This window comes from Polycladomyces zharkentensis, assembly GCF_016938855.1.
Lineage (GTDB): Bacteria > Bacillota > Bacilli > Thermoactinomycetales > JIR-001 > Polycladomyces > Polycladomyces zharkentensis.
In genome coordinates this window covers 89,387-112,718 of the sequence record NZ_JAFHAP010000004.1, presented here as the reverse complement: position 1 = coordinate 112,718, position 23,332 = coordinate 89,387, and the positions used below count along the sequence as shown (strand labels likewise).

Below are 23,332 nucleotides of genomic sequence, written 5' to 3'. Positions count from 1 at the left end.
CTGAATCATTTCGCAATGCCGACAACCAAATCCTCCGACAGTTTTCGCCTTCTCCCATTGAATGTTCCGTGATTCTTATTATTATTCGACGAAAAAAGTGAACTGCGGGAGGCAAGTTTCAACAGACTTTGAAATATGAATTAGTATATACTGTTTTCACATTGGACGAGAGGGGATGAAGACATGGTCATCTATGCGGACATGGTCTTCCTCCTCAACCTGTTTATTGATTTTACATTGTTGCTGTTGACCTCGGCCATCCGCAGACAGCGGGTTCCATTCTGGAGGATGAGTTGCGGCGCCCTGCTCGGGGCGGTGTATTCCATCCTGCATTTGTGGCCGCAATTTGCTTTCACCTATACCTTTCCGGCAAAAGTGTTGTTTTCCATTTTCATGGTGGGCGTGACATTTGGTTTTTCCACCCCGGTTGCGTTTGCACGCAGTTTGGGTGTCTTTTACACCACCTCGTTTGTCATTGGAGGTGGCATGTTCGCGCTTCACTATGTCATGACGGGAGAGGGAACGGTGGCCGGTGGGATCTTTCTGTCCCAATCCACCGGCTGGGGTTCACCGGTCTCCTGGCTGTTTGTATTGGTCAGCTTTCCGTTTGTGTGGTTGTATGCACGCGTATCGTTCCGCTCTTTGCAACAACGGCAAGAGATTCATTCTTATTTGACACCAGTGGCGATCTGGATCGGCGAACACCGGTTGGAATGCGTCGGCTTGATCGACACCGGCAATCAACTGCGAGATCCGATCAGCCGCGCACCTGTAATGATGGTGGAACTGGAGCGGATCCAGACTCATATTCCCGAAGCGTTGACAGCGATGGTCCGGACCAAGGCATGGCATCAACACTGGAATTTCCTTCCTGCAGAGTGGATGACCCGGGTGCGGTTGGTGCCCTTTCGAGGGGTCGCCGCCCAAGGGGAGATGATGGTGACGCTGAAACCGGACCGTGTGGAAATCCGTCAACAACAGGATTGGGTCGCCGTCGGAAAAGTGTTGGTCGGACTGGACCCGGGCAGATTGTCATCCGACGGTACGTATCAAGCCATCATCCATCCTTCTTGTTTGCCGCAAACGGGGTAGGTTTTCATTCTTTCATTTTCAACTATACAAAGGAGGATGAGCCGTGACAGGGGAGCGATATCGGAGATGGGTCAAGTGGAAGTTGGTTTTGCAACTGTTTTGGTACCGGTTGTTGATGCAGCTGGGCCTGAAGGGGGAAGAAGTTTATTATATCGGCGGAAGTGAAGCACTGCCGCCGCCGCTTTCACGGGAAGAGGAAGAGCATCTGCTGGAACGTCTGCCAGGGGGAGATGCCGCCGTGCGCGCCATGCTGATCGAGCGGAATCTCCGTTTGGTGGTTTACATTGCTCGCAAATTTGAAAACACGGGCATTCATATTGAAGATCTGGTATCCATCGGCACCATCGGGTTGATCAAGGCAGTCAACACATTCGATCCGGGAAAAAAGATCAAACTGGCCACCTATGCCTCGCGATGCATTGAAAACGAGATTCTCATGTTTTTGCGGCGCAACAACAAGATCCGTTCGGAAGTCTCCTTTGACGAACCCTTGAATACGGACTGGGACGGCAATGAGTTGCTGTTGTCGGATGTGATGGGAACGGAGAATGACACAATCTACCGAAACATTGAGGAACAAGTGGACCGGAAAATCCTGCGCGCCGCCTTGGCCAAGTTGTCCGAGCGGGAACGGACGATCATGGAACTCCGCTTTGGACTCAATGGAGGAGAGGAGAAAACGCAAAAGGACGTGGCCGATCTTTTGGGCATCTCGCAATCTTACATTTCGCGGCTGGAAAAAAGGATCATCAAGCGGCTGCGAAAGGAATTTAATAAAATGATTTGAAATATGCGCCAAAGATGGGTCGATTATAAAAAAGCCTCCTCAGGAGATACTGTTCATACATGCTTCCTGAGGAGGGGACCCCATGGCGCGGAACAAGGTAGAAATCTGCGGAGTGGATACATCCAAACTACCGGTATTAACCAACCAGGAGATGCGTGTACTGTTTCGGCAGTTACAGGCTGGGGATCGATCCGCCAGGGAGAAGTTGGTCAACGGCAATCTCCGTTTGGTGCTCAGTGTGATCCAACGATTCAACAACCGGGGAGAAAATGTGGATGATCTGTTTCAGGTCGGTTGCATCGGCATGATGAAGGCCATTGACAATTTCGATCTCGGACAAAATGTCAAGTTTTCCACATACGCCGTTCCGATGATCATCGGTGAGATTCGCCGCTACCTGCGGGACAACAATCCCATCCGCGTGTCGCGCTCTCTCCGGGATATCGCGTTCAAAGCGCTGCAGGTGAGAGATACGCTCACCAACCGGCATTCCCGTGAACCGACTGTCCAGGAAATTGCGGAAGAACTGAACGTACCCAAGGAAGATGTGGTATTTGCGCTCGATGCGATTCAGGACCCGGTGTCATTGTTTGAACCCATTTATCAGGACGGCGGGGACCCAATCTATGTGATGGATCAGCTGAGCGATGACAAGGAAAAGGATTTCAAATGGGTGGAGGAGATCGCCCTTCGGGAAGCGATGAACAAATTGAATGAACGGGAAAAATTGATTTTGTCCATGCGTTTTTTTGAGGGGAAAACCCAGATGGAAGTGGCCGATGAGATCGGAATTTCCCAAGCACAGGTCTCTCGTCTGGAAAAAGCTGCCATTCATCAGATGCAAAAATTTATCCAGTGAATCACTGACCGTCCTTTTTCGGGCGGTTTTTTGTTGCGACTGGGGGGTGTCTGGTCATTCCGTAAGGGAGCAACGATTTCCCGGACATGCGAAGATCAAGGCCTTGACTGAACAAAGACCCGGAAAGCGCAGAATGGAAAACGCGGGCAATTTTCTCAAGGCGAAAGCTGATTGGCCCGCGTCCTTCGCTGCTCGGGTCGGTGAGGATCATCCGCTTTCCTGCAGGGCGCAGGTGGAGCGTAGCAATTTGGACTGTATTCACCGGCCCCGCCCCGGAAGATGTCAAAAGCAAACACACCTCTGTACATTTTGCCTACCTGTCTCATATACATAAAGTAACGATGACTTTTGTGATGAAGGGGGATCACCCCGTGATCAAAATTTCCGAGTTGCAGGCCAAAGATGTGGTCAACGTTCAGGACGGACAAAAACTGGGGCAAATCCACGATGTGGAGATCGATTTGAAAATGGGTCAGATCAAGGCGATTGTGGTGCCGGCAGAAAACCGGCTGTTCGGTCTTTTTTCCGGGGGGAAAGAGTGGGTCATTCCATGGCGGCAAATCGTGAAAATCGGAACAGACGTCATTTTGGTGCGATTGCATTCAACAACATCATCCTACGAATATTACGACAATCACTCTTCCTCACAGCCGCCGTTTTTACCTCCTTCTCCTGAGGATTGACTGATAAGTGTCTCTTTGTCTCGTCACCGAAATGTGGTAATATGATGGAAGGAGGGGAGCGAATGGAACCATTTCAGTTTCATGATGGTGCTGGCGCCCCCTGTTTTTTCCTTTCAAAGTGGGAAAAGGAATTCCCTCATCTGTCGGTAGGGATGAGCGCCAGAGGAGGCGGGAAAAATTACGCTCTTCACGTGGGGGATGATCCCGATCGTGTCATCGCCAACCGAAAATCGTTGGCGAAGGCGTTGAATCTGCCTTTTGCATGGTGGACCTGCGGTGAACAGGTTCATGGCACGGATATCCGGGAAGTTCGTGCAGAGGATCGGGGACGTGGGAGCGATTCCCGCCGAACGGCCTTTGCTGATACGGACGGTTTGGTGACCAGAGCATCCGGTGTTTGGTTGACTTCTTTTTATGCAGACTGTGTACCACTGATTTTCTACAGCCCCGATGTGGACGTGATCGGCATTGCCCATGCGGGATGGCGCGGTACAGTGGGCGGGATCGGCCCGAAGATGGTGCGTCGCATGGTACAGATGGGAGCCGATGTCGGACGCATCCGCGCAGCAATTGCGCCGTCGATCGGGGGATGCTGTTATGAAGTGGACGATCGGGTGGCCGGCGCTTTGCAGGAAGTTTTGCCATCCGCGTCCAATGAAATCTTGAAGTCGATCCAACCCGGAAAATGGAAGTTGGATTTGCGATTGGCCAATCGGGAAATGCTGATTTTGGAAGGGATTCGTCCGGAACATGTGGAATTGACGCATTGGTGCACCAGCTGTCATCCCGAATATTTTTTTTCATACCGGCGTGATAAAGGAAAAACAGGACGCATGGTAGCATGGATCGTGAAACGGAACAGGGGAGATGGCTGATGGACGAACTGCGGCAACGTTGGGAACAGATCAGGAAAACCATTGCTGACGCTTGTGCCCGGGTCGGCCGTAACCCCAACGAAGTGCGTGTGGTCGCGGTCACCAAATATGTGGATTTGGAAACCACCCGCGCAGTATTGGATGCGGGAATCGAAGACATTGGCGAAAGCCGGGCGCAGGAAGCCGTACCCAAATTCGAAGCGCTTGAAGGCCGGGGAGTGTGGCACTTCATCGGTCACCTGCAGCGGAACAAGGTGAAGGACGTCATCAATCGATTTACATATATTCATTCACTCGACCGATATTCGCTGGCGAAGGAGATCCAGTCCCGCGCGGAAAAAGCGGACAAGCAGGTGAAGTGCTTCATCCAGGTCAATGTGTCCGGTGAAGAGAGCAAACACGGCATCGCGCCGGCAGAGTTGACGGATTTCGCCCGCGAAGTGGTGGAGACATGTCCGCGTATTCAAGTCGTAGGATTGATGACGATGGCGCCCAAAACGGATCAACCGGAGGAAGTTCGTCCGTTTTTCCGGCGTTTGAAACAGCTGCAGGTCGAATTGCAAAAACTGGGGGATACCCGATTGCATGTTCCGCATTTGTCCATGGGCATGTCGCAAGACTATCCCATCGCCGTTGAGGAAGGCGCAACATTCCTGCGTCTGGGGTCGGTGTTGGTGGGGAGGCAAAAGTAAGACGGCCGGTGAGGAGGCGATTTTGATTGAGTTTCATCCAACGGGTGATGAACTTTTTCGGGATCACAGAGGATGACGTGGTGGAATACCATGGGGAGGATACCGAGTCGGTATCGACCAAAGGACGTAGCGGGCATGTGGTATCGTTGCACACCCAGAAAAACATCCGTGTGATGCTGATCGAACCCCGCACCTACGACGATGCTCAAGAAATCGCCGACAACATCAAAAGCCATCGCCCGGTCGTCGTCAACCTGCAACGCGTGGACAAGGAACAAGCAGTTCGGATTGTGGACTTTTTAAGCGGAACGGTGTATGCACTGGGCGGCAACATTCAAAAATTGGGTCCCAATATCTTTATGTGCACACCGGCCAATGTAGATGTGCAGGGAACCATATCGGATCTGATGTCCGATGACGCCAAAGAATTGCTGAGGTGAACGAATGAGCGCAGTGTATGAGTTGGTTCATTGGGGTTTTTACCTTTACAATATCCTGATTATCATTTATATTTTGCTCTCGTGGGTCCCCCAAGCGAGAGAGACACCAATCGCTTATTTTTTGGCGCGGTTGGTGGAGCCGTACCTGTCCATTTTCAGGAATTTGATCCCTCCTTTCGGCATGTTGGACATCTCCCCGATTGTGGCCCTGATTGCGCTCCATTTCATGGAGTACGGTGTTCTCTACATCCTGGGCTTGGTGATCGGCTGGCTGACATGAAGCGCGAAGCGTTGTTCGCTCATTTCAGACCGGAGGAACGACCGTTCGTGGAGAGGGGCTTGGATTGGGTTTACCGGGCTGCGAAGAAGTATCAACCCGTGCAGACGCCATTTTTGGACCCTCGCCAGCAGTTTATCGTTCGGTCCTTGGTCAACCGGGAGCCAGACATCGGGGTGTGGTCCGACGGAGGGTATGAAGGAGCGGAACGGTGTCGCATGTGGGTGCTTCCCGCTCATTTCCCACCGGAAGAATTGTCGTCCGGTTTGGCCTTTCTAGCCATTCGTCCGCATTCGGGAAGAGAGCTGAAGCACCCCGACGTATTGGGTTCCCTGCTCGGATTGGGGATCAAGCGTGAGAAATTGGGCGATCTGCTCCTGCATCCGGAAGGCTGTCATGCGATCGTAGCGGATGAATTGGCCGATTATATCCGATTGCATTTAAGCCGTGTCGGCAGAGAGACGGTATCCGTCGAGGAGATCGGCCGGGAGGAGCTGGTGATCCCGGAACGCGAGGCGATTGCGCAGTCCATCACGGTAGCATCGCTTCGTGTGGATGCCGTGTGCGCCGAAGGTTTTCGCCTCTCCCGCTCCAAAGCGGCACAAGTGATCAAGAGTGGCAAATGCAAGGTGAATTGGAAGGTCGTTGACAATCCGGCCGAGACGGTCGCCGAACAGGACATGATCTCGCTTCGGGGTTTCGGTCGCCTGCTTGTGGGGAAAATAGACGGGAGGACAAAAAAAGGGAGGTATTGGGTCGAAGTCCTGAAAATGAAATAAACATATGCAAATAATCCCATTATTAACAATAAACTTTTCTTCAATGTGACAAGTAGAGGTAGCTTTCCGGGAGGATTTTTGTTAGTATTGTCGAATAGAGAGGAGAAGCAATCTATTGAGGAGGTGCGGACTATGCCGCTTACGCCTTATGATATACACAATAAGGAATTCAGCCGATCTTTCCGTGGTTACGATGTCGACGAAGTGAACGATTTTTTGGATCAGATCATTAAAGACTTCGAATTCCTGATCCGCGAAAAGCAACAGCTGGAAGAACAAGTGGAAGAATTGCAGGCTGAACTGGAGCGGTTGATGGAACAACAATCCATGGCTCCGGTCCAAGCTCCTCAGTCGCAATCGCCGCAGCCGCCGCAACCGCGTTATCAACCTGAACCGATGTACCAACAGCCGTCCGCGGCCGCGTTGACCTCGATGGAGCAAAGTATCCACAAATCGATCCGCGTTGCCCAGGAAGTGGCGGAAGAAGTGCGGTTGAACGCGAAGAAAGAAGCGGAGCTGATCGTGCAGGAAGCGGAGAAAAATGCCGACCGCATCATCAACGAAGCGTTGCAAAAAGCGCGCGCCATCCACAGCGAGCTGGTCGGCCTGAAGCAAAAAGCGACGATTTACCGTGCCCGTTTCCGTACATTGGTGCAATCTCATTTGGATATTTTGGAGAATAGCGATTGGGAGTCCCTCGAGGAGCTGGAGGAAGGGCTGGAGGAAACCGGAAAACAATTGGAGCAATTGGCCCAACCGTCTGAACCGGAAATGGAAGAGGATCTCCATCACGATTTCGATGACTATCATCATGGCCATCATGAAGAGTACCAAGATCCGATGGATCAACCGGAACCCTCATATCAGCTCGAAGAAGAGGACGAACCGCGTCGCGAATTGCGCCGTACGTCGCGCAAGCTGAAGAAGAAAGCGATGTTTTAATTCGTCAGGAAGCAAGGCATCATAGGTCATGGAGAATTCAGGAAGTACATATGCCTTCCTTATGGCTGCGATGATGTGTTGCTTCGTGAGGAGAATTTTTCTAGAATAAACGAACATTGTCAACGGCGAAGAACGGGAAGAGTAGGCGGATGTGTCCGTGTGACAGCGAATTAGGGATGGTGCGAGCCTAATCCGGACCTCCGTTCCGAAAATCCCCCGGGAGCCGTCGCCCGAAATCGCGAGTGACGAGAGTAGGGTGGACCGCGTCATTCCCGTTAACGAATGAGAGAGTGGGCCGTTTTTGGCGACGAAATCGGCTCATTAGGGTGGTACCACGGGAACCTTCTCGTCCCTAGCGGATGAAGAAGGTTTTTTATTTTGAAAAGAGTGAAGGGAGGACCTGTATGGATTACAGCAAAACGCTGCATCTGCCGAAAACGGATTTCCCCATGCGGGCCAATTTGCCCAATCGGGAACCGGATTGGCAAAAATGGTGGGACGAAATTGATCTGTATCACAAAACGCGCGAAAAACGCAAAGGACGTCCGAAATTCATCCTGCACGACGGACCGCCGTACGCCAACGGCGATATCCATATCGGACATGCGTTGAACAAAATCCTGAAGGACATCATCGTCCGGTTCAAAAACCTGCAGGGATATGATGCCCCGTATGTCCCGGGATGGGACACGCACGGACTGCCCATCGAACACGCCATTATCACCAAAAAAGGAGTCAACCGCAAAGAGGTGGACCCCATCACTTTCCGCGAGCTGTGCAAGGAATATGCCTTGTCGTTCGTGGAAAAACAAAAAGCGCAATTCAAACGGCTGGGTGTACTGGGAGACTGGGAAAACCCGTACCTCACCCTGAAACCCGAGTATGAAGCGGAACAGGTACGCGTTTTCGGTGAAATGGTCCGCAAAGGCTACATTTATCGCGGGCTGAAGGCGGTATATTGGTCTCCTTCTTCGGAAACGGCTTTGGCGGAAGCGGAGATCGAATACAAGGATAAGCGCTCGCCTTCCATCTACGTGGCGTTCCCGGTGCAGAACGGAAATGGCGTGTTGCCGGAAGACAACACGGCGGTTGTCATCTGGACCACCACCCCGTGGACGATCCCGGCCAACTTGGGCATTGCCGTTCATCCCGATTTCAAATACACCCTGGTGAAGGCGGGAGACCGGCAGTTGCTTATGGCGGACGAATTGGTGGATCAAGTGATGAAAATTTGCGGCATCACCGATTACGAACGGGTGGGTTCGTGGAAGGGGAGCGAACTGGAAGGCGTCGTATGCCGTCATCCCTTCTACGACCGAAAATCCCCGGTGGTTCTGGGTGATCACGTGACGTTGGATGCGGGTACCGGTTGCGTACACACGGCTCCCGGACACGGGGAAGAGGACTTCCTCCTCGGGCAAAAATACAATTTGGGCGTATTGTGTCCCGTGGATGAAAAAGGCCGGATGACGGCGGAAGCTCCCGGCTTTGAAGGACTGTTTTACGACGATGCCAACAAGGAAGTGACAAAGAAGCTGGAAGAAGTGGGCGCCTTGTTGAAATTGTCGTTCATCACCCACCAATACCCGCATGATTGGCGGACGAAAAAGCCGGTGATCTTCCGGGCGACCCATCAATGGTTTGCTTCGATCGACGGATTCCGCGAACAGATGCTGGAAGCGATCCGAAAAGTGAAATGGACGCCTGCCTGGGGAGAAACCCGTTTGCACAACATGATCGCCGATCGCGGTGATTGGTGCATTTCCCGTCAGCGGATCTGGGGCGTACCGTTACCCATTTTCTATTGTGAACAATGCGGAGAACCTTACATCACCGAAGAGTCGATCGAGCACATCGCCGCCCTGTTTGCACGGGAAGGCTCTTCCGCCTGGTATGCCAAAGATGTCGCCGAACTGTTGCCGGATCAAGCGGCTTGTGAATCCTGCGGCCACACCTCATTCCGCAAGGAAACGGACACGATGGATGTGTGGTTCGATTCCGGTTCAAGCCACCGGGCTGTGTTGAAACAACGGGCAGAACTCCAGTGGCCGGCCGACATGTATTTGGAAGGATCGGACCAGTATCGCGGCTGGTTTAACTCGTCGCTGTCGACGGCAGTGGCCACGACCGGGCAAGCACCGTACCGGGAGGTGTTGAGCCACGGGTTCGCGTTGGACGGTGAAGGGCGGAAAATGTCCAAGTCGCTCGGCAATACGATTGAGCCGCAAAAAGTGATCCAACAATTCGGTGCGGACATTCTGCGTCTGTGGGTGGCCTCGGTCGATTATCAGGCCGATGTGCGGATTTCCGATGAGATTCTGAAACAAATTGCGGAGGCATACCGCAAAATCCGCAATACATTCCGCTTCCTGCTGGGGAACCTGGCCGATTTCGATCCGGCGAAGGACAGCGTCCCCGTTGAAAAATGGCCAGAGTTGGATCGATTCGCCTACATTCAGCTTCAGCGTCTGATTGAGCGCGTCACACGGGCTTATGAGGCGTACGAGTTTCATCAAGTGTACTATGCGATCCATCATTTCTGCACCGTGTTTTTGAGCCAGTTCTATCTGGACGTGTTGAAGGATCGCCTGTACACATTGCCTGCCGATGCCGAAACACGCCGGGCATCACAAACCGTGCTGTATCGCATCTTGACCACCGTCAACCCGCTGATCAGCCCGATCCTGCCGCATACGGCGGAGGAAGTATGGCAGCATACGCCGGGGAAAACGGAAGAAAGCGTTCATCTGACCGATCTGCCGCAAGTGGATCGCAGTGTTTTGGACGAAACATTGGAGAAAAAATGGAATGCCTTCCTCGAGGTGCGTGACGTCGTGCTGAAAGCGTTGGAGGAAGCGCGGCAAAACAAGGTGATCGGCAATTCGCTCGGTGCGTCCGTCCATCTGTACCCGGATGAGCGCACATATCGGTTGTTGTCGGAGATCGAAGACCTGTCCGCCGTGTTCATCGTCTCCCACACGGAACTGCATGCACCCGGTAATGTACCGGCGGAGGGTGCCGTCGTCGGGAAAGGAATCGCAGTCAAGGTGGAAGTGGCGCCGGGCGAAAAATGCGAACGTTGTTGGGTGGTATCCCCGACAGTGGGGCAAGACCCGGATCATCCGACGATTTGTGCCCGTTGTGCGGAAATCGTGCGGAAGCTGGATACCGGCACAGTTTGATCAGGAGCGAGGATCAATGTCCGCGGGCACTGATGGGGGACCGGGCAATCATCGAGCCGGAACGTGCGAAGGTCCGACCGTGGGCATTCCTCTATGCAAGCGAACTTGCCACAGACATACTTCAGTCGCGGCAATCAGGTCTTTGCGAAACATTGCGGTATTCTCAGGCTGTTTCTCGCTAAGCGGGAAACGCCAGGTGATTGACAAAGTCCGCGGCTCCGAATTCCCGTCCCGCTCCGTAGCATCAGCCAGCGTCGATCGACGGGAAATTCGGACTCCTACCCTAAAAAAGGGTGGCCGTTTTCCCAATGAGCGACCTTTGAACTGACGAAACAGGACCAAGAGGGAAACGGCGCACCCGGAATCGCGAGTGGTTCAACACTTTGTCTGTCTTGCTGTTTCCTGACCAACAGGAAACAGCTTTTTCTTTTTGGTATCGCCATTTTTTTGTATGCAACAACAGTTGACGTCATGGAGAAGCTATTGGAAAAGTGGTTCGGGGGGATGAATGTGGGCGAACGCGTTCAGGGAAACCGCCATTGGTTCGAGCGGATCGACAAACAGTTGAAAACCCTCGCCCGTCGGCTGGAGGCAAGTGAGATCGCGGAATATGTACAGTTATTGAATCATCCGTTCCGTTTGGTCGTCATTAACATCGTAACCGGCATCGCACGCGGCGTCGGGATTGCGATCGGATTTACCCTGTTCGCTTCATTCATCGTGTATGCCCTGCAAAGAATCGGGGCACTGAACCTCCCTGTCATCGGCAATTTTGTCGCGGAAATCGTGAAAATCGTCCAGGCACAACTGGATTTAAACCGGCCCACATATTGAGAAGGAGGCATCATCTCCATGACGGAAGCACAACAGTCCGCTTTGCGGGCGCAATTGCTGGAGGAAAAACGGCGTTTGGAGGAACGGCTGGCAGGAAATGATCATTTCGGGATGGCACGAGGGATGAACGATTCCATCGGTGAATTGTCGGGCTATGACAATCATCCCGCCGATATCGGCACGGAGCTGTACGAACGGGAAAAGGATCTGGCGTTGAATGAGGCCGCCGAACACCAATTGGAGGAAATCGAGCTGGCATTATTGCGCATGGAAGAAGGTACGTATGGTCGATGCGTCGTCTGCGGGAAACCCATTCCCTACGAGCGGCTGGAAGCGGTACCCGCCACCGTCTATTGCAAGGAACATCAACCGGGTGGACATGTTTCCCGACGCCGGCCGGTAGAAGAGCAAGTGATTCATCCGCCATTTGGTGAGCATTTTAACGACGGGGATGAGGAAAGAACCGCTTATGATGCCGAGGACGCATGGCAGGAAGTGGAACAATACGGCACATCCAACCCACCGGACTATTTCCGCGAAGGTAAGAACTACAATGAGTTGACGATCGATCACGATGAAAAACGGGGCTATATTGACGACTTCGAAGGGTTCACGATTACGGACGCACATGGCAATACCGAAGCGATTACGGACATCACACACAACGAAGCATATGACCGTGCAGAAGCGTCACGGGAAAAACGACGGAAAAAATGATAGGATCAGGTTGCTGACCAAGCCCGCGGGCTCCGATAACCTGTTTCAAGTTCCGTAGCAACCAAGAAAGGGCCGGTCAATATCGCGTGTATTATGCCCCTCTGCCTGTCGCCCTTTCGGAAAGCGAAAAGCCGCTTCACAACCTGCATACGGGCGCAATTGACACTCCACACGGCTAAAGTACCACAGGCACTCCCTATGGTCTCCGTGGGATTCTTGAGTGGTTAATGCCCTCAGTCCATTTCTGTTTCGGGTATGTTGCTCCAAGCGCCTTCTTCAGGGGGCACCGAGCAACGCCGCCTGTCATCCCACGATTGAAATACCCCAAGGGTACTTCCTATGGGCGCCGTGGGCTATCAGGCGGCTTTTTCTGTAAAGGATGCTTCGCTCAGGAGAAAATGGTCCGGTGACGCCATCCTCGCGCTTTCCTCGATTGGGCATGAGTCTTGTCGCTCGCTTGGGAAAACATGAAAAGATACACGATGTCAGCAGTCTCATTCACCGATCAGTCACTGTTTCATTCCGTGCTTTTGAAGGCTTTCACTGCGTTGGTTTGGTGTTTCGCTTTTTGCCCCGTGTTCGTTCAAATCCCTGTCATTGTGTCCGCCCATTCCGCTGTGCTACAATCAATGGAAGATGCAGGCATGGCATGGACGCGTGAAGGGACAGGAGGAAAACAGTCAGTGGTATGGTACTACGTGATCGCGTTAACCGTGTTGGTGATCGACCAACTGACCAAATGGTTGGTTGCGACCAAAATGTCACTATATGAATCCATTCCCCTGATTCAAGGGGTATTTTACATCACATCTCATCGCAACCGCGGAGCGGCGTTTGGCATCCTGCAAAACCAGCAGTGGTTGTTTATCACTGTTACGTTGGTTGTCATTGCTTTTTTGCTGGTGTATTTGCATCGTTTGGGCAGGGAGCGATCCGGGGCTGCGTGGTCGTTCGCCCTCATTCTGGGAGGAGCCACCGGCAATTTGCTGGATCGGGTACGACTCGGGGAAGTCATCGACTTTTTCGATTTTCGGTTGATTCATTACCCCATCTTCAATGTGGCTGATTCCGCCATCGTCATCGGTGTCATTCTGTTGATGATCGACACGTTCCGTCAGCCGGCGCACGACTCGGAAGAACCGGCGGCGAAAGCGAGTGCGACCGATGATTGAGGAAGAATCCCGCATCGTATGGCGGGCGGATGAATCAGCTGAAGGGGAGCGGATCGACAAGGCGGTTACTTCATTGGATGACGACTGGTCCCGCTCTGCGGTACAAACATGGATCAAAGAAGGGCGGGTCACGGTCAACGGACGAACGGTGAAAGCCAATTACCGACTGGAGGCGGGAGACGAGGTGATCGTCTCCGTCCCGCCGGTAGAGGAGTTGGCGGTGGAACCGGAACCGATTCCGCTGGATGTGCGGTATGAGGATGAAGATGTCATCGTCGTGAACAAACCGCGGGGCATGGTGGTTCACCCGGCGCCGGGCAACACCTCGGGTACGCTGGTGAACGCACTGCTGGCCCACTGTCGGGACCTGTCCGGGATTGGAGGCGTGGCGCGCCCGGGTATCGTTCATCGCATCGACAAAGATACGTCGGGTCTTTTGATGGTGGCCAAGAACGACATGGCCCATCAATCGCTGGCGGCGCAGTTGAAGGCGCACAGTGTGGACCGCATTTATCTCGCCGTTGTACACGGCAACATTCCGCACAGCCGGGGAACGGTTGACGCACCGATCGGACGGGACCCGCATGACCGCAAAAAAATGGCGATCAACCACAAGAACGGCAAGCCGGCCGTCACCCATTTTGCAGTACTGGAACACTGGCGACATGCCGCATTGATCGAATGCAAGCTGGAGACGGGGCGTACCCATCAAATCCGGGTACATATGGCTTCCATCGGCCACCCGTTGATCGGAGATCCGGTTTACGGACCGAAAAAGAACCGGTATCCGATTCAGGGACAAGCCCTGCACGCCAAAGTGTTGGGCTTCGACCATCCCCGTACCGGTCAGCGGATTCGTTTGGAAGCGGAGCTGCCGGAGGATATGGAAAAATTGATCAGCTTACTTCGTGCGGAAAATCATTGAAATGGGATTGACTTTTGCAGTGTGATCGTTCATAATACGAGCGAACACCATAGGCCTTTTAAATCCAGTCCCGTGAGGCTGGCAAGGGCGCGGCAACCAATCAACGGACTCATGATCCCTGTTACGTGAAGGAATGATTTCCGCCAATGGCGCTTCTTGCCCGGCCCGGGTGAGAAGCTTTTTTTGTGCCAAGGAGGGATTCGCCATCGAAGCGAAAACCATTTTGGATGAAGCGGCGATTCGGCGAGCATTGACCCGGATCGCACACGAGATTCTGGAACGGAACAAAGGCGTTGAGAATACGGTGCTGGTCGGAATCCGGACGCGGGGCATCTTTTTGGCTCGGCGTTTGGGCGAGCGGATTCAGCAAATCGAAGGAGTCAGCGTTCCTGTAGGGGAGTTGGACATCACCCTCTACCGGGATGATTTGACTGAAAAAGCGGAGCAGCCGGAAGTGCGGGGTTCCGAGATCCCGGTGAAGATTCACGGCAAAAAGGTGATTCTTGTCGATGACGTACTCTATACCGGACGGACTGTCCGCGCGGCGATGGACGCCCTGATCGACATGGGTCGTCCGCGTATGATCCAACTGGCGGTTCTGATCGACCGAGGCCACCGCGAATTGCCGATCCGGCCGGATTATGTCGGGAAAAACGTCCCCACTTCCCAGAGCGAACTGGTAGCGGTTTTGCTCAAGGAGTCCGACGGAATCGACGCGGTGGAAATTCGAAAACGGCAGGATCAATGAAGAACAGGAACAAAATCAGATCCACCCTTTAAAGACGGTCCCGTGAGGCCGGCAAGGGGAGGCGGTGCCATTCGTGTGCGCATGGGGCGCGTAACCTCTTTGCCGGCTAGGCAAAGAGGTTTTTTTATCGGGCAAAAGGAGGAGAAATGGATGAAACGGAACATGGTGTTGGATGTACACGAACGTCCCCAGGCACTCAAATGGCTGGCGCTCAGTCTGCAACACCTGTTTGCGATGTTCGGCGCAACCATTCTCGTGCCGCTGTTGACGGGGCTGGAACCGTCCGTGGCACTGTTGTCGAGCGGAATCGGCACGATCGCTTACCTTATCGTCACGAAAGGAAAAATCCCCGCCTATCTCGGCTCATCTTTCGCATTTATCGTTCCGATCATCACCGTGACCAAAGCCGAAGGCGTGGGAGCGGCATTGTTCGGATGCTTTCTGTCCGGTTTGGTGTACGGTGTGGTTGCATTGGCTGTTTCCAAATACGGAGTCGGCTGGCTGGATCGCTTGCTGCCCCCGGTCGTGATCGGTTCGATCATTATCGTGATCGGATTGGCCCTGGCCGGTGTGGCTGTTGATATGGCCAGCACGACGAAAGTGGTTCAGGAAGTGCCCACAACCGCGCAGGCATTGTCCGCCCTGCCGGGGAAAGTGGAAAGTGTGGACCCGCAGGCGGGTACGGTGACACTGAAAGTATACTCGCTCAAACACTTCGGTGTGGCAATGGCGACGTTGGCGATTGCGATTCTGGCCAGCTTGGTGTTCCGGGGGTTCCTCAATCTGATCCCGGTGCTGGTGGGGATCGCGGGCGGCTATATCGTGGCGTATATCGCCGGACTGGTCGACTTGACACCCGTCAAACAAGCCAGTTGGTTCGCACTTCCGGATTTCCACACACCGACCGTCTCGTGGAAAGCGGCATTTGTCATCGTCCCGGTAACACTGGTGACCCTGACCGAGCATATTGGTCACCTGATGGTGACCTCCAGCATCATGAACCGGGATTTGGCGAAAAATCCGGGATTGCACCGGTCTCTGCTGGGTGACGGCGTAGCCACTTCGATCGCCGCAATGATCGGCGGGCCGCCGAGCACCACCTACGGGGAAAACATCGGGGTAATGGCGATCACGCGCATCTTCAGCGTATGGGTGATCGGCGGTGCGGCTGTGTTTGCGATGGCGTTTTCCTTCATCGGGAAACTGTCCGCGCTGATTTCCACTGTTCCGCCGGCGGTGATGGGCGGCGTCTCCATCCTCCTGTTCGGCATCATCGCTTCGGCCGGCTTGCGGATGCTGGTGGAAAACGGTGTCGACTTCAATGATCGGCGCAACCTGGTAATCGCATCGGTAGTGCTGGTGATCGGTGTCGGCGGCGCCGCACTGAAACTGGTGGGCATCCATCTGGAGATCGAAGGAATGGCGTTGGCGACGCTGGTCGGGATGTTCCTCAATCTGGTGCTGCCCAAGGGCGGCGAGCGACCGGAAGAATCGGATCAATCCCAAGGTGAACCGGCGGTCAATCGACCGGTTTCCGGTCAGATCGGGTAAAAGATAAAGGTTCCTTTAATCCAGTCCCGTGAGGCTGGGAAGGAGCGGCATAGCCGATCTGCACCCTTTTGGACGGGGTGCGGGGTTGGTGGGCTCCTCCCATCCGTTTGGGAGGAGCCTTTTTATATCACACGGGGAGGGAGCAGGATGAACATCGCCGTTCGATCCAACGATACCAATCTGATCGACACCAACGGATTGTCCCGAAGCGAGTTGATGGCCATTTTGGAACGGGCTCGTTTTTACGAGGACCAACAGGGGATGGTACCGCCGCGTTATCTCGGGCGGTTCGCCGCCAACCTGTTTTTTGAACCGAGTACGCGGACGCGTTTTTCTTTTGAGGTGGCGGAGAAACGGTTGGGATTGGAAGTGTTGAATGTATCGGAAGACACTTCCAGCACCGTCAAGGGGGAAACGTTGGCGGACACGTTGAAAACCCTGGCCGCCATCGGAGTGGAAGTGGCGGTGATCCGTCACAGCCAGTCCGGGATCGCGGAAGAAATGGCCAAACAAGACAGCGGTGTTTGCTTGGTCAACGCCGGAGACGGCCACAACGCCCATCCGACACAGGCACTGCTCGATCTGTACACCTTGCACAAACACTTCGGCGACCTGAACGGACTGCGTGTGGCCATCATCGGCGATCTGCGGCACAGCCGGGTGGCGCGTTCCAATCTGTGGTCGCTGACCACGATGGGGGCTGAGGTGGTGTTCAGCGGGCCGGAAACGATGCGTGCGCGAGATTTGGAGGATTACGCGCCGTATCTGCCGATCGACGAAGCGATTGCGCAGGCAGATGCCGTGATGATGCTCCGGGTGCAACTGGAGAGGCACCGCGAACGGTTGTTTACCACTGCGGAAGCGTATCATCAGCATTACGGGCTGACGTTGGAGCGGTTTGCACGCATGCGGGATCATGCGGTCATCCTGCACCCCGGACCGGTCAACCGGGATGTGGAGTTGGCGGACGAGCTGGTGGAGCATCCGCGCTCCAAGGTGTTTGAGCAGATGAAAAACGGTGTATGGGTTCGCATGGCGGTGTTGGAACGCGTATTGGAAGGAGGAAACAGGGGATGAACCACATCCTACTGAAAAACGGACGGATCTTGGATGAGAAAACGGGGGAGACGGTTCCGGCGGACGTGCGGATTGAAAACGGCGTGATTGCGGCCATCGGTCGGGATTTGCCGGAGGCGGGTGCGGAGACGGTCGATGTGGCCGGACGACTGATTGTGCCCGGATTGATCGACATGCATGTCCATTTGCGCGAACCGGGATTCGAACATAAGGAAACGATCGCGACGGGAACAGCCGCGGCGGCCAGAGGCGGCTTCACGACGGTGGCCTGCATGCCCAACACGCGGCCGGTGGCGGATACCCCCGAAGTGATCGCCCGTATCCGCGAGACGGCGGAACGGGAAGGACGGGTGCGTGTCCTGCCCATCGCCGCGATTACCAAACGGGAGCTGGGTGAGGAGTTGACCGACTTTGCCGCTTTGAAGGAAGCGGGTGCGATCGCCTTGTCCGACGACGGTGTGGGCGTGCAGAGCGCCCGCATGATGAAAAGGGCGATGGCGTGGGCCAGTGAGTTGGACCTGCCCATTGTCGCCCATTGCGAAGACAATTCACTGGCCAAGGGCGGTTGCGTCCATGACGGAATCTTCGCTGCCAGTCACGGTCTACCCGGCATCCCCGGATCAGCCGAAGCGGTGCATGTCGCCCGCGATATCGTCTTGGCCGAGGAAACGGAGGTCCATTACCACGTGTGCCACATCAGTGCCAAGACATCGGTCGATCTCGTCCGGCTGGCCAAACAGAAAGGGTTGCGCGTAACGGCGGAAGTGACGCCGCACCATCTGCTCCTGAGCGATGAAGACATTCCGGGGCCGGACCCGATGTACAAAATGAATCCTCCTCTGCGCTCCGCCGAAGACAGGGCCGCACTGCTGGAGGCGCTGAAAGACGGTACGATCGACATCATCGCCACCGACCACGCTCCACACACGGCGCAAGAAAAGGAAATGGGAATCCGGCAGGCGCCGTTCGGGATCGTCGGGTTGGAAACGGCATTTCCGCTGCTGTATACCCGGCTGGTGTTGACCGGTCATCTGACCTTGATGCAACTGGTGGAGAAACTGACGCGCCGACCGGCGGAATTGTTCGGTTTGCCTTGGGGACGGCTGGCTGAAGGACAAACGGCGGACATCACCGTGATCGACTTGGACGAAGAACGGACGATTGATCCGGATGCCTTCATCTCCAAAGGAAAAAATACGCCGTTTGCCGGGTGGAGGGCCAAAGGATGGCCGGTTTTGACCATGGTGCAGGGACGTGTGACGTGGCGCGAGTCGGTCCGATCGGTACAATCTCCCGAATCCGGCACGAAGGTTTTGTCAGCAACCTGCGAAGTGGAGGGATACTGATGAAAGCACGGTTATTGCTGGAAGACGGGACATGGATGGAAGGGGTCTCCTTCGGCGCCACGGGCGAGACGACGGGTGAAGTGGTGTTTACCACCGGCATGAGCGGATACCAGGAAGTGTTGACCGATCCCTCGTACTGCGGGCAGATCGTAACGATGACGTTTCCGTTGATCGGCAATTACGGGATCAATCGGGACGACATGGAAACCCTGCGTCCGTTTGTCCGGGGGTTTATCGTGCGGGAACACGCGGAACACCCCAGTAATTGGCGGTGCGAGACACGGATTGACGATTGGTTGAAAGAATGGGGCATCATCGGGATTGCCGGCGTGGATACCCGGATGCTCACTCGCAAGATCCGCGTGCACGGCACGATGAAAGGACTGATCACCACCGGGAATGAGCCGATCGAAGTGTTGATGGAACGGCTGAATGTGCCACTGCGTCGCGACCAGGTGGCCCAGGTGAGCACCAAAAGCATTTATACGGTTCCCGGTTACGGAAAACGGGTCGTACTGATGGACTTCGGTGCGAAATACGGCATCCAGCGGGAATTGGTGCGGCGAAACTGCGACGTGGTCGTGGTCCCGTGGAACACGACGGCCGAAGAAATCGACCGTTTCCACCCGGACGGCATTTTGCTCTCCAACGGACCCGGTGATCCCAAAGATGTGCCGGAGGCGGTGGAGACCGTTCGCCGCCTGTTGGGTCGTTATCCGATCTTCGGCATTTGCCTGGGACACCAATTGCTGGCGTTGGCCTGCGGCGCGGATACGGTCAAGATGAAGTTTGGCCATCGGGGTTGCAACCATCCGGTGAAGGAACTGGTTACCGGGAAAACGGTTATCACCTCGCAAAACCACGGCTACACCGTGCGTGCCGAATCGCTGGCGGGCACCGGCTTGGAAGTGACGCACATCGCGTTGAACGACGGAACGGTGGAAGGGTTGCGCCACACGTCATTCCCGGCATTTTCGGTGCAATACCACCCGGAAGCGGCGCCCGGACCGGTCGATCCCAATTACCTGTTCGACCAGTTCCTCGACTTGATGGAGACCCACCGCCAACGTGCGATCAAGGAGGGTATGCAATATGCCTAAAGATCCCAGCCTGAAAAAAATCCTCGTCATCGGTTCCGGTCCGATCGTCATCGGTCAGGCGGCGGAGTTCGACTACGCGGGAACACAAGCGTGCCGTGCGCTGAAAGAGGAAGGGTTGGAAGTGGTGCTGGTCAACTCCAACCCGGCGACGATCATGACCGACACGGAAATGGCGGACAAGGTGTACATCGAACCGATCACCCCCGAATTCCTGATCCAGGTGATTCGCAAAGAGCGTCCGGACGGGCTGTTGCCGACTTTGGGCGGACAGACCGGATTGAACATGGCGGTCGAACTGGCCAGGCGGGGCGTATTGGAAAAAGAGGGTGTCCGTCTGTTGGGAACGGAACTGCACGCGATCACGTGTGCGGAAGACCGGGAACAGTTCCGGGCATTGATGAAGAAGATCGGCGAACCGGTGCCGGAAAGCGAAATCGTTCACTCGGTGGAAGAAGCGGTCCGTTTCGCCGGTGAGACCGGCTACCCGGTGATCGTGCGGCCGGCGTATACACTGGGCGGCACGGGAGGCGGGATCGCCCGTTCGGAAGCGGAACTGCGGGAAATCGTCGAAAACGGACTGCGCTACAGCCCCATTCACCAGTGCCTGATCGAAAAGAGTATCGCCGGCTACAAGGAGATCGAGTATGAAGTGATGCGTGACGCGGCCGACCACAGCATCGTCGTCTGCAACATGGAAAACTTCGATCCTGTCGGCGTCCACACCGGTGACAGCATCGTGTTTGCGCCCACGCTTACACTGGCCGACCGTGAGGTACAGATGTTGCGGTCGTCCGCGCTCAACATCATCCGGGCACTGGACATTCGCGGCGGGTGCAACGTGCAGTTTGCCCTCGATCCGCACAGCTTCCAATATTACGTGATTGAAGTGAACCCGCGTGTCAGCCGCTCCAGCGCACTCGCATCCAAAGCAACCGGTTATCCGATCGCCCAGATTGCAGCCAAGATCGCCATCGGCTACACGCTGGACGAGCTGAAAAACCCGGTCACCGGGCAAACTTACGCCTGTTTCGAACCGACGTTGGACTATGTGGTCTGTAAAATCCCGCGTTGGCCCTTTGACAAATTCACCTCTGCCAACCGGAAGCTGGGCACGCAGATGAAAGCGACGGGCGAAGTGATGGCCATTGGCCGTACAGTGGAGGAGTCTCTGCTCAAAGCGGTCCGTTCGCTTGAAATCGGCATGGAAGATCTGGAGTTGCCAAGTGCGGCTCACCTGACCCGCGAACAGTTGGAAGAACGGTTGACCCAACCGGATGATGAGCGATTGTTCCTCCTGGCGGAATGGTTGCGCCGCGGTTACGGGTTGGAGCAAGCGGCGGAACTGACGCGCATCGACCGGTTTTTCCTGCAAAAAATCGAAAACCTGATCCGTTTCGAACGGGAAGTGCGCGAGCGCGGCTCGCTGGATGAGGAGACATTGCGGAACGCCAAGCGGATGGGCTGGACCGACCGGACATTGGCCCGCTGGTGCGGGATGCAGACGGAGGAAGTGCGCAGGCTCCGCAAGGAGTGGGGGATTCTGCCGGTGTACAAGATGGTGGATACCTGCGCGGCCGAATTTACGGCCGAAACACCGTACTATTACTCTACCTACGAACAGGAAGACGAAGTGGTGCTGAACGGCAAACGGTCGGTTTTGGTACTCGGTTCCGGGCCGATCCGCATCGGGCAAGGCGTCGAGTTCGACTATGCCACGGTGCACGCCATCAAAGCGCTGCGTGAAGCGGGGATCGAGGCGGTGATCCTGAACAACAACCCGGAAACGGTCTCCACCGACTTCAACATCTCCGATCGCTTGTACTTTGAACCGCTGCACATAGAAGACGTGTTACATGTCATCGACAAAGAGCAACCGATGGGCGTCATCGTCCAATTCGGCGGACAAACGGCACTCAACCTGGCGCGCCATCTGGAAAAGGCGGGGGTTCCGATCCTGGGAACGTCACTGTCGGAGATCGACCGGGCTGAAGACCGGGAAAAATGCGAGCAATTGCTGGCGTCCATCGGCGTGCCGCAACCGCAGGGTTTTGCCGTCACCTCCACGGAGGAAGCGATGGAAAAAGCGAAAGAGATCGGCTTTCCCATGTTGGTGCGGCCCTCGTATGTGCTGGGCGGTCGGGCGATGGAAATCGTGTACAGCGAGAAAGAACTCGTTTCCTACATGTCGGAAGCGGTCAAAGTCAACCCGGAACATCCGGTGCTGATGGACCGTTACCTCCGGGGGAAAGAGCTGGAAGTGGACGCCATCGCCGACGGGAAATCGGTCCTGATCCCCGGTATCATGGAGCATATCGAACGGGCGGGAGTTCACTCCGGTGACTCGATCGCCATCTATCCGGCCCAATCGATCACCGCATCGCAAAAAGAGCGCCTGATCGAGATCACCACCCGGATTGCCCGTGCACTTCAGATTCGCGGACTGGTCAACATCCAGTTTGTTCTGCACCAAGACGATCTCTATGTGCTGGAAGTCAACCCGCGCGCTTCGCGAACGGTACCATTCCTGAGCAAAGTGACGGGCATCCCGATGGCGCAGGTGGCCACACGCGTCATGTTGGGTGAATCGCTGGCCGATCAAGGATACCCGAGCGGATTGTGGCCGGAGACCGGAGAGGTGGCCGTCAAGGTGCCGGTCTTCTCCTTCGCCAAACTGCGGCGCGTCGATGTGACGCTGGGACCCGAGATGAAATCGACCGGCGAAGTGATGGGGCGTGATCGAGACCCTGCACGCGCCATCTACAAGGGGTTGTTGGCCGCCGGCATTTCGCTGCCGCAATTTGGTACGGTCGTTGTCACCATCAGCGACAAGGACAAGGAGGAGGCGCTCCCGTTGATCCGCCGTTTCTCCGACCTGGGATACCGGGTGGTGGCCACACACGGCACGGCGGACATGCTGGAGCGGGAAGGTTTGCCCGTCACGCGGGTGAACAAGATCAAGGAAGGCTCGCCGCACATCGTCGATCTGATCCGCCGGGGCGAAGCCGATTTGGTCGTCAACACGTGGACGCGCGGCAAAACGCCGCAGCGTGACGGGTTCCGCATCCGGCGGGAAGCGGTGGAACACGGTATCGCCTGCCTCACATCGCTGGATACGGTGGAAGCGCTCCTCACCACGCTGGAATCGATCTACCTGACCGCGGACCCGATCGGTCAGCCGGTGTCGGGACAGAAAAAATGGGGTGTGCTGGCGGGATAAAAAGTGGGATCGTTTGATGTGAACGAAACTTGAAAGG

The 23,332-nt window shown here is 55.2% G+C and carries 21 protein-coding genes and 1 other annotated feature; all 21 genes read left to right on the top strand.

Translation table 11 applies throughout. The features are described from left to right. The first annotated feature begins 183 nt into the window (after positions 1–183). Positions 184–1,092 (top strand): sigma-E processing peptidase SpoIIGA, encoded by a 909-nt coding sequence (spoIIGA, locus tag JQC72_RS02325; protein WP_205492506.1) that lies wholly within the window; start codon positions 184–186, stop codon positions 1,090–1,092. Between the two features lie 43 nt (positions 1,093–1,135). Beyond that, the gene (gene sigE, locus JQC72_RS02320) at positions 1,136–1,879 is read left to right on the top strand and encodes an RNA polymerase sporulation sigma factor SigE (protein WP_335342378.1); all 744 of its coding nucleotides are present in this window, start codon (positions 1,136–1,138) and stop codon (positions 1,877–1,879) included. Between the two features lie 82 nt (positions 1,880–1,961). Beyond that, complete coding sequence (sigG, locus tag JQC72_RS02315; RefSeq protein WP_205492505.1) at positions 1,962–2,738, top strand: RNA polymerase sporulation sigma factor SigG; 777 nt, start codon at positions 1,962–1,964, stop codon at positions 2,736–2,738. 371 nt (positions 2,739–3,109) lie between these two features. Further along, the gene (locus JQC72_RS02310) at positions 3,110–3,421 is read left to right on the top strand and encodes a YlmC/YmxH family sporulation protein (RefSeq protein WP_335342377.1); all 312 of its coding nucleotides are present in this window, start codon (positions 3,110–3,112) and stop codon (positions 3,419–3,421) included. Between the two features lie 62 nt (positions 3,422–3,483). Next, on the top strand, positions 3,484–4,296 hold the full coding sequence (gene pgeF / locus JQC72_RS02305) for a peptidoglycan editing factor PgeF (RefSeq protein ID WP_205492503.1): 813 nt from the start codon (positions 3,484–3,486) through the stop codon (positions 4,294–4,296). After that, positions 4,263–4,988 carry a YggS family pyridoxal phosphate-dependent enzyme gene (locus tag JQC72_RS02300; RefSeq protein ID WP_302104442.1) on the top strand — a complete coding sequence of 242 codons (726 nt, stop codon included), beginning with the start codon at positions 4,263–4,265 and terminating at the stop codon, positions 4,986–4,988. Before pgeF ends, JQC72_RS02300 begins: the two co-directional genes overlap by 34 nt. A gap of 26 nt (positions 4,989–5,014) precedes the next feature. Continuing rightward, positions 5,015–5,428 (top strand): cell division protein SepF, encoded by a 414-nt coding sequence (locus JQC72_RS02295; RefSeq protein WP_205492502.1) that lies wholly within the window; start codon positions 5,015–5,017, stop codon positions 5,426–5,428. 4 nt (positions 5,429–5,432) lie between these two features. Next, positions 5,433–5,708: a YggT family protein gene (locus JQC72_RS02290; protein WP_302104441.1), complete on the top strand. Its 276-nt coding sequence runs from the start codon at positions 5,433–5,435 to the stop codon at positions 5,706–5,708. Then, positions 5,705–6,484 (top strand): YlmH family RNA-binding protein, encoded by a 780-nt coding sequence (locus JQC72_RS02285; RefSeq protein WP_205492501.1) that lies wholly within the window; start codon positions 5,705–5,707, stop codon positions 6,482–6,484. The genes JQC72_RS02290 and JQC72_RS02285 overlap by 4 nt, the downstream gene beginning before the upstream one ends. A 132-nt stretch (positions 6,485–6,616) precedes the next feature. Beyond that, entirely contained in the window at positions 6,617–7,426 is an 810-nt protein-coding gene (locus JQC72_RS02280; RefSeq protein ID WP_205492500.1) for a DivIVA domain-containing protein, read from the top strand. Between the two features lie 119 nt (positions 7,427–7,545). After that, positions 7,546–7,783, top strand: a binding site (T-box leader). Positions 7,784–7,830: 47 nt separating this feature from the next. Beyond that, positions 7,831–10,608 carry an isoleucine--tRNA ligase gene (ileS, locus tag JQC72_RS02275; RefSeq protein ID WP_205492499.1) on the top strand — a complete coding sequence of 926 codons (2,778 nt, stop codon included), beginning with the start codon at positions 7,831–7,833 and terminating at the stop codon, positions 10,606–10,608. A 504-nt stretch (positions 10,609–11,112) separates the two neighbouring features. After that, complete coding sequence (locus JQC72_RS02270; RefSeq protein WP_205493214.1) at positions 11,113–11,442, top strand: DUF5665 domain-containing protein; 330 nt, start codon at positions 11,113–11,115, stop codon at positions 11,440–11,442. Positions 11,443–11,460: 18 nt separating this feature from the next. Then, on the top strand, positions 11,461–12,159 hold the full coding sequence (locus JQC72_RS02265) for a TraR/DksA C4-type zinc finger protein (protein ID WP_205492498.1): 699 nt from the start codon (positions 11,461–11,463) through the stop codon (positions 12,157–12,159). A 644-nt stretch (positions 12,160–12,803) separates the two neighbouring features. Then, the gene (gene lspA / locus JQC72_RS02260; protein ID WP_205492497.1) at positions 12,804–13,331 is read left to right on the top strand and encodes a signal peptidase II; all 528 of its coding nucleotides are present in this window, start codon (positions 12,804–12,806) and stop codon (positions 13,329–13,331) included. Beyond that, a complete protein-coding gene (locus tag JQC72_RS02255; protein ID WP_205493211.1) occupies positions 13,324–14,256 on the top strand; it encodes an RluA family pseudouridine synthase in 933 nt (310 codons plus the stop codon). The genes lspA and JQC72_RS02255 overlap by 8 nt, the downstream gene beginning before the upstream one ends. Before the next feature lie 133 nt (positions 14,257–14,389). Further along, positions 14,390–15,004, top strand: a complete 615-nt coding sequence (gene pyrR / locus JQC72_RS02250; protein WP_205492496.1) for a bifunctional pyr operon transcriptional regulator/uracil phosphoribosyltransferase PyrR — start codon at positions 14,390–14,392, stop codon at positions 15,002–15,004. 150 nt (positions 15,005–15,154) lie between these two features. Beyond that, the gene (uraA, locus tag JQC72_RS02245; protein ID WP_205492495.1) at positions 15,155–16,555 is read left to right on the top strand and encodes a uracil permease; all 1,401 of its coding nucleotides are present in this window, start codon (positions 15,155–15,157) and stop codon (positions 16,553–16,555) included. 147 nt (positions 16,556–16,702) lie between these two features. Further along, the gene (locus JQC72_RS02240) at positions 16,703–17,632 is read left to right on the top strand and encodes an aspartate carbamoyltransferase catalytic subunit (protein ID WP_205492494.1); all 930 of its coding nucleotides are present in this window, start codon (positions 16,703–16,705) and stop codon (positions 17,630–17,632) included. Next, positions 17,629–18,978 (top strand): dihydroorotase, encoded by a 1,350-nt coding sequence (gene pyrC, locus JQC72_RS02235; protein ID WP_205492493.1) that lies wholly within the window; start codon positions 17,629–17,631, stop codon positions 18,976–18,978. Before JQC72_RS02240 ends, pyrC begins: the two co-directional genes overlap by 4 nt. Further along, positions 18,978–20,078 carry a carbamoyl phosphate synthase small subunit gene (locus JQC72_RS02230; RefSeq protein ID WP_205492492.1) on the top strand — a complete coding sequence of 367 codons (1,101 nt, stop codon included), beginning with the start codon at positions 18,978–18,980 and terminating at the stop codon, positions 20,076–20,078. Before pyrC ends, JQC72_RS02230 begins: the two co-directional genes overlap by 1 nt. After that, on the top strand, positions 20,071–23,295 hold the full coding sequence (gene carB / locus JQC72_RS02225) for a carbamoyl-phosphate synthase large subunit (protein WP_205492491.1): 3,225 nt from the start codon (positions 20,071–20,073) through the stop codon (positions 23,293–23,295). Before JQC72_RS02230 ends, carB begins: the two co-directional genes overlap by 8 nt. The last annotated feature ends 37 nt before the right edge of the window (positions 23,296–23,332 follow it).

What these genes read in the sequence shown, in the direction of transcription:
- pgeF (WP_205492503.1), top strand. Translation starts at nt 3,484, where the DNA reads ATGGAACCATTTCAGTTTCATGATGGTGCTGGCGCCCCCTGTTTTTTC.
- JQC72_RS02240 (WP_205492494.1), top strand. Translation starts at nt 16,703, where the DNA reads ATGAACATCGCCGTTCGATCCAACGATACCAATCTGATCGACACCAAC.
- JQC72_RS02230 (WP_205492492.1), top strand. Translation starts at nt 18,978, where the DNA reads ATGAAAGCACGGTTATTGCTGGAAGACGGGACATGGATGGAAGGGGTC.
- JQC72_RS02270 (WP_205493214.1), top strand. Translation starts at nt 11,113, where the DNA reads ATGAATGTGGGCGAACGCGTTCAGGGAAACCGCCATTGGTTCGAGCGG.
- pyrC (WP_205492493.1), top strand. Translation starts at nt 17,629, where the DNA reads ATGAACCACATCCTACTGAAAAACGGACGGATCTTGGATGAGAAAACG.
- spoIIGA (WP_205492506.1), top strand. Translation starts at nt 184, where the DNA reads ATGGTCATCTATGCGGACATGGTCTTCCTCCTCAACCTGTTTATTGAT.
- uraA (WP_205492495.1), top strand. Translation starts at nt 15,155, where the DNA reads ATGAAACGGAACATGGTGTTGGATGTACACGAACGTCCCCAGGCACTC.
- JQC72_RS02280 (WP_205492500.1), top strand. Translation starts at nt 6,617, where the DNA reads ATGCCGCTTACGCCTTATGATATACACAATAAGGAATTCAGCCGATCT.
- JQC72_RS02265 (WP_205492498.1), top strand. Translation starts at nt 11,461, where the DNA reads ATGACGGAAGCACAACAGTCCGCTTTGCGGGCGCAATTGCTGGAGGAA.
- sigG (WP_205492505.1), top strand. Translation starts at nt 1,962, where the DNA reads ATGGCGCGGAACAAGGTAGAAATCTGCGGAGTGGATACATCCAAACTA.
- ileS (WP_205492499.1), top strand. Translation starts at nt 7,831, where the DNA reads ATGGATTACAGCAAAACGCTGCATCTGCCGAAAACGGATTTCCCCATG.
- pyrR (WP_205492496.1), top strand. Translation starts at nt 14,390, where the DNA reads ATGATTTCCGCCAATGGCGCTTCTTGCCCGGCCCGGGTGAGAAGCTTT.
- JQC72_RS02255 (WP_205493211.1), top strand. Translation starts at nt 13,324, where the DNA reads ATGATTGAGGAAGAATCCCGCATCGTATGGCGGGCGGATGAATCAGCT.
- lspA (WP_205492497.1), top strand. Translation starts at nt 12,804, where the DNA reads ATGGCATGGACGCGTGAAGGGACAGGAGGAAAACAGTCAGTGGTATGG.
- JQC72_RS02285 (WP_205492501.1), top strand. Translation starts at nt 5,705, where the DNA reads ATGAAGCGCGAAGCGTTGTTCGCTCATTTCAGACCGGAGGAACGACCG.
- JQC72_RS02300 (WP_302104442.1), top strand. Translation starts at nt 4,263, where the DNA reads ATGGATCGTGAAACGGAACAGGGGAGATGGCTGATGGACGAACTGCGG.
- carB (WP_205492491.1), top strand. Translation starts at nt 20,071, where the DNA reads ATGCCTAAAGATCCCAGCCTGAAAAAAATCCTCGTCATCGGTTCCGGT.
- JQC72_RS02290 (WP_302104441.1), top strand. Translation starts at nt 5,433, where the DNA reads ATGAGCGCAGTGTATGAGTTGGTTCATTGGGGTTTTTACCTTTACAAT.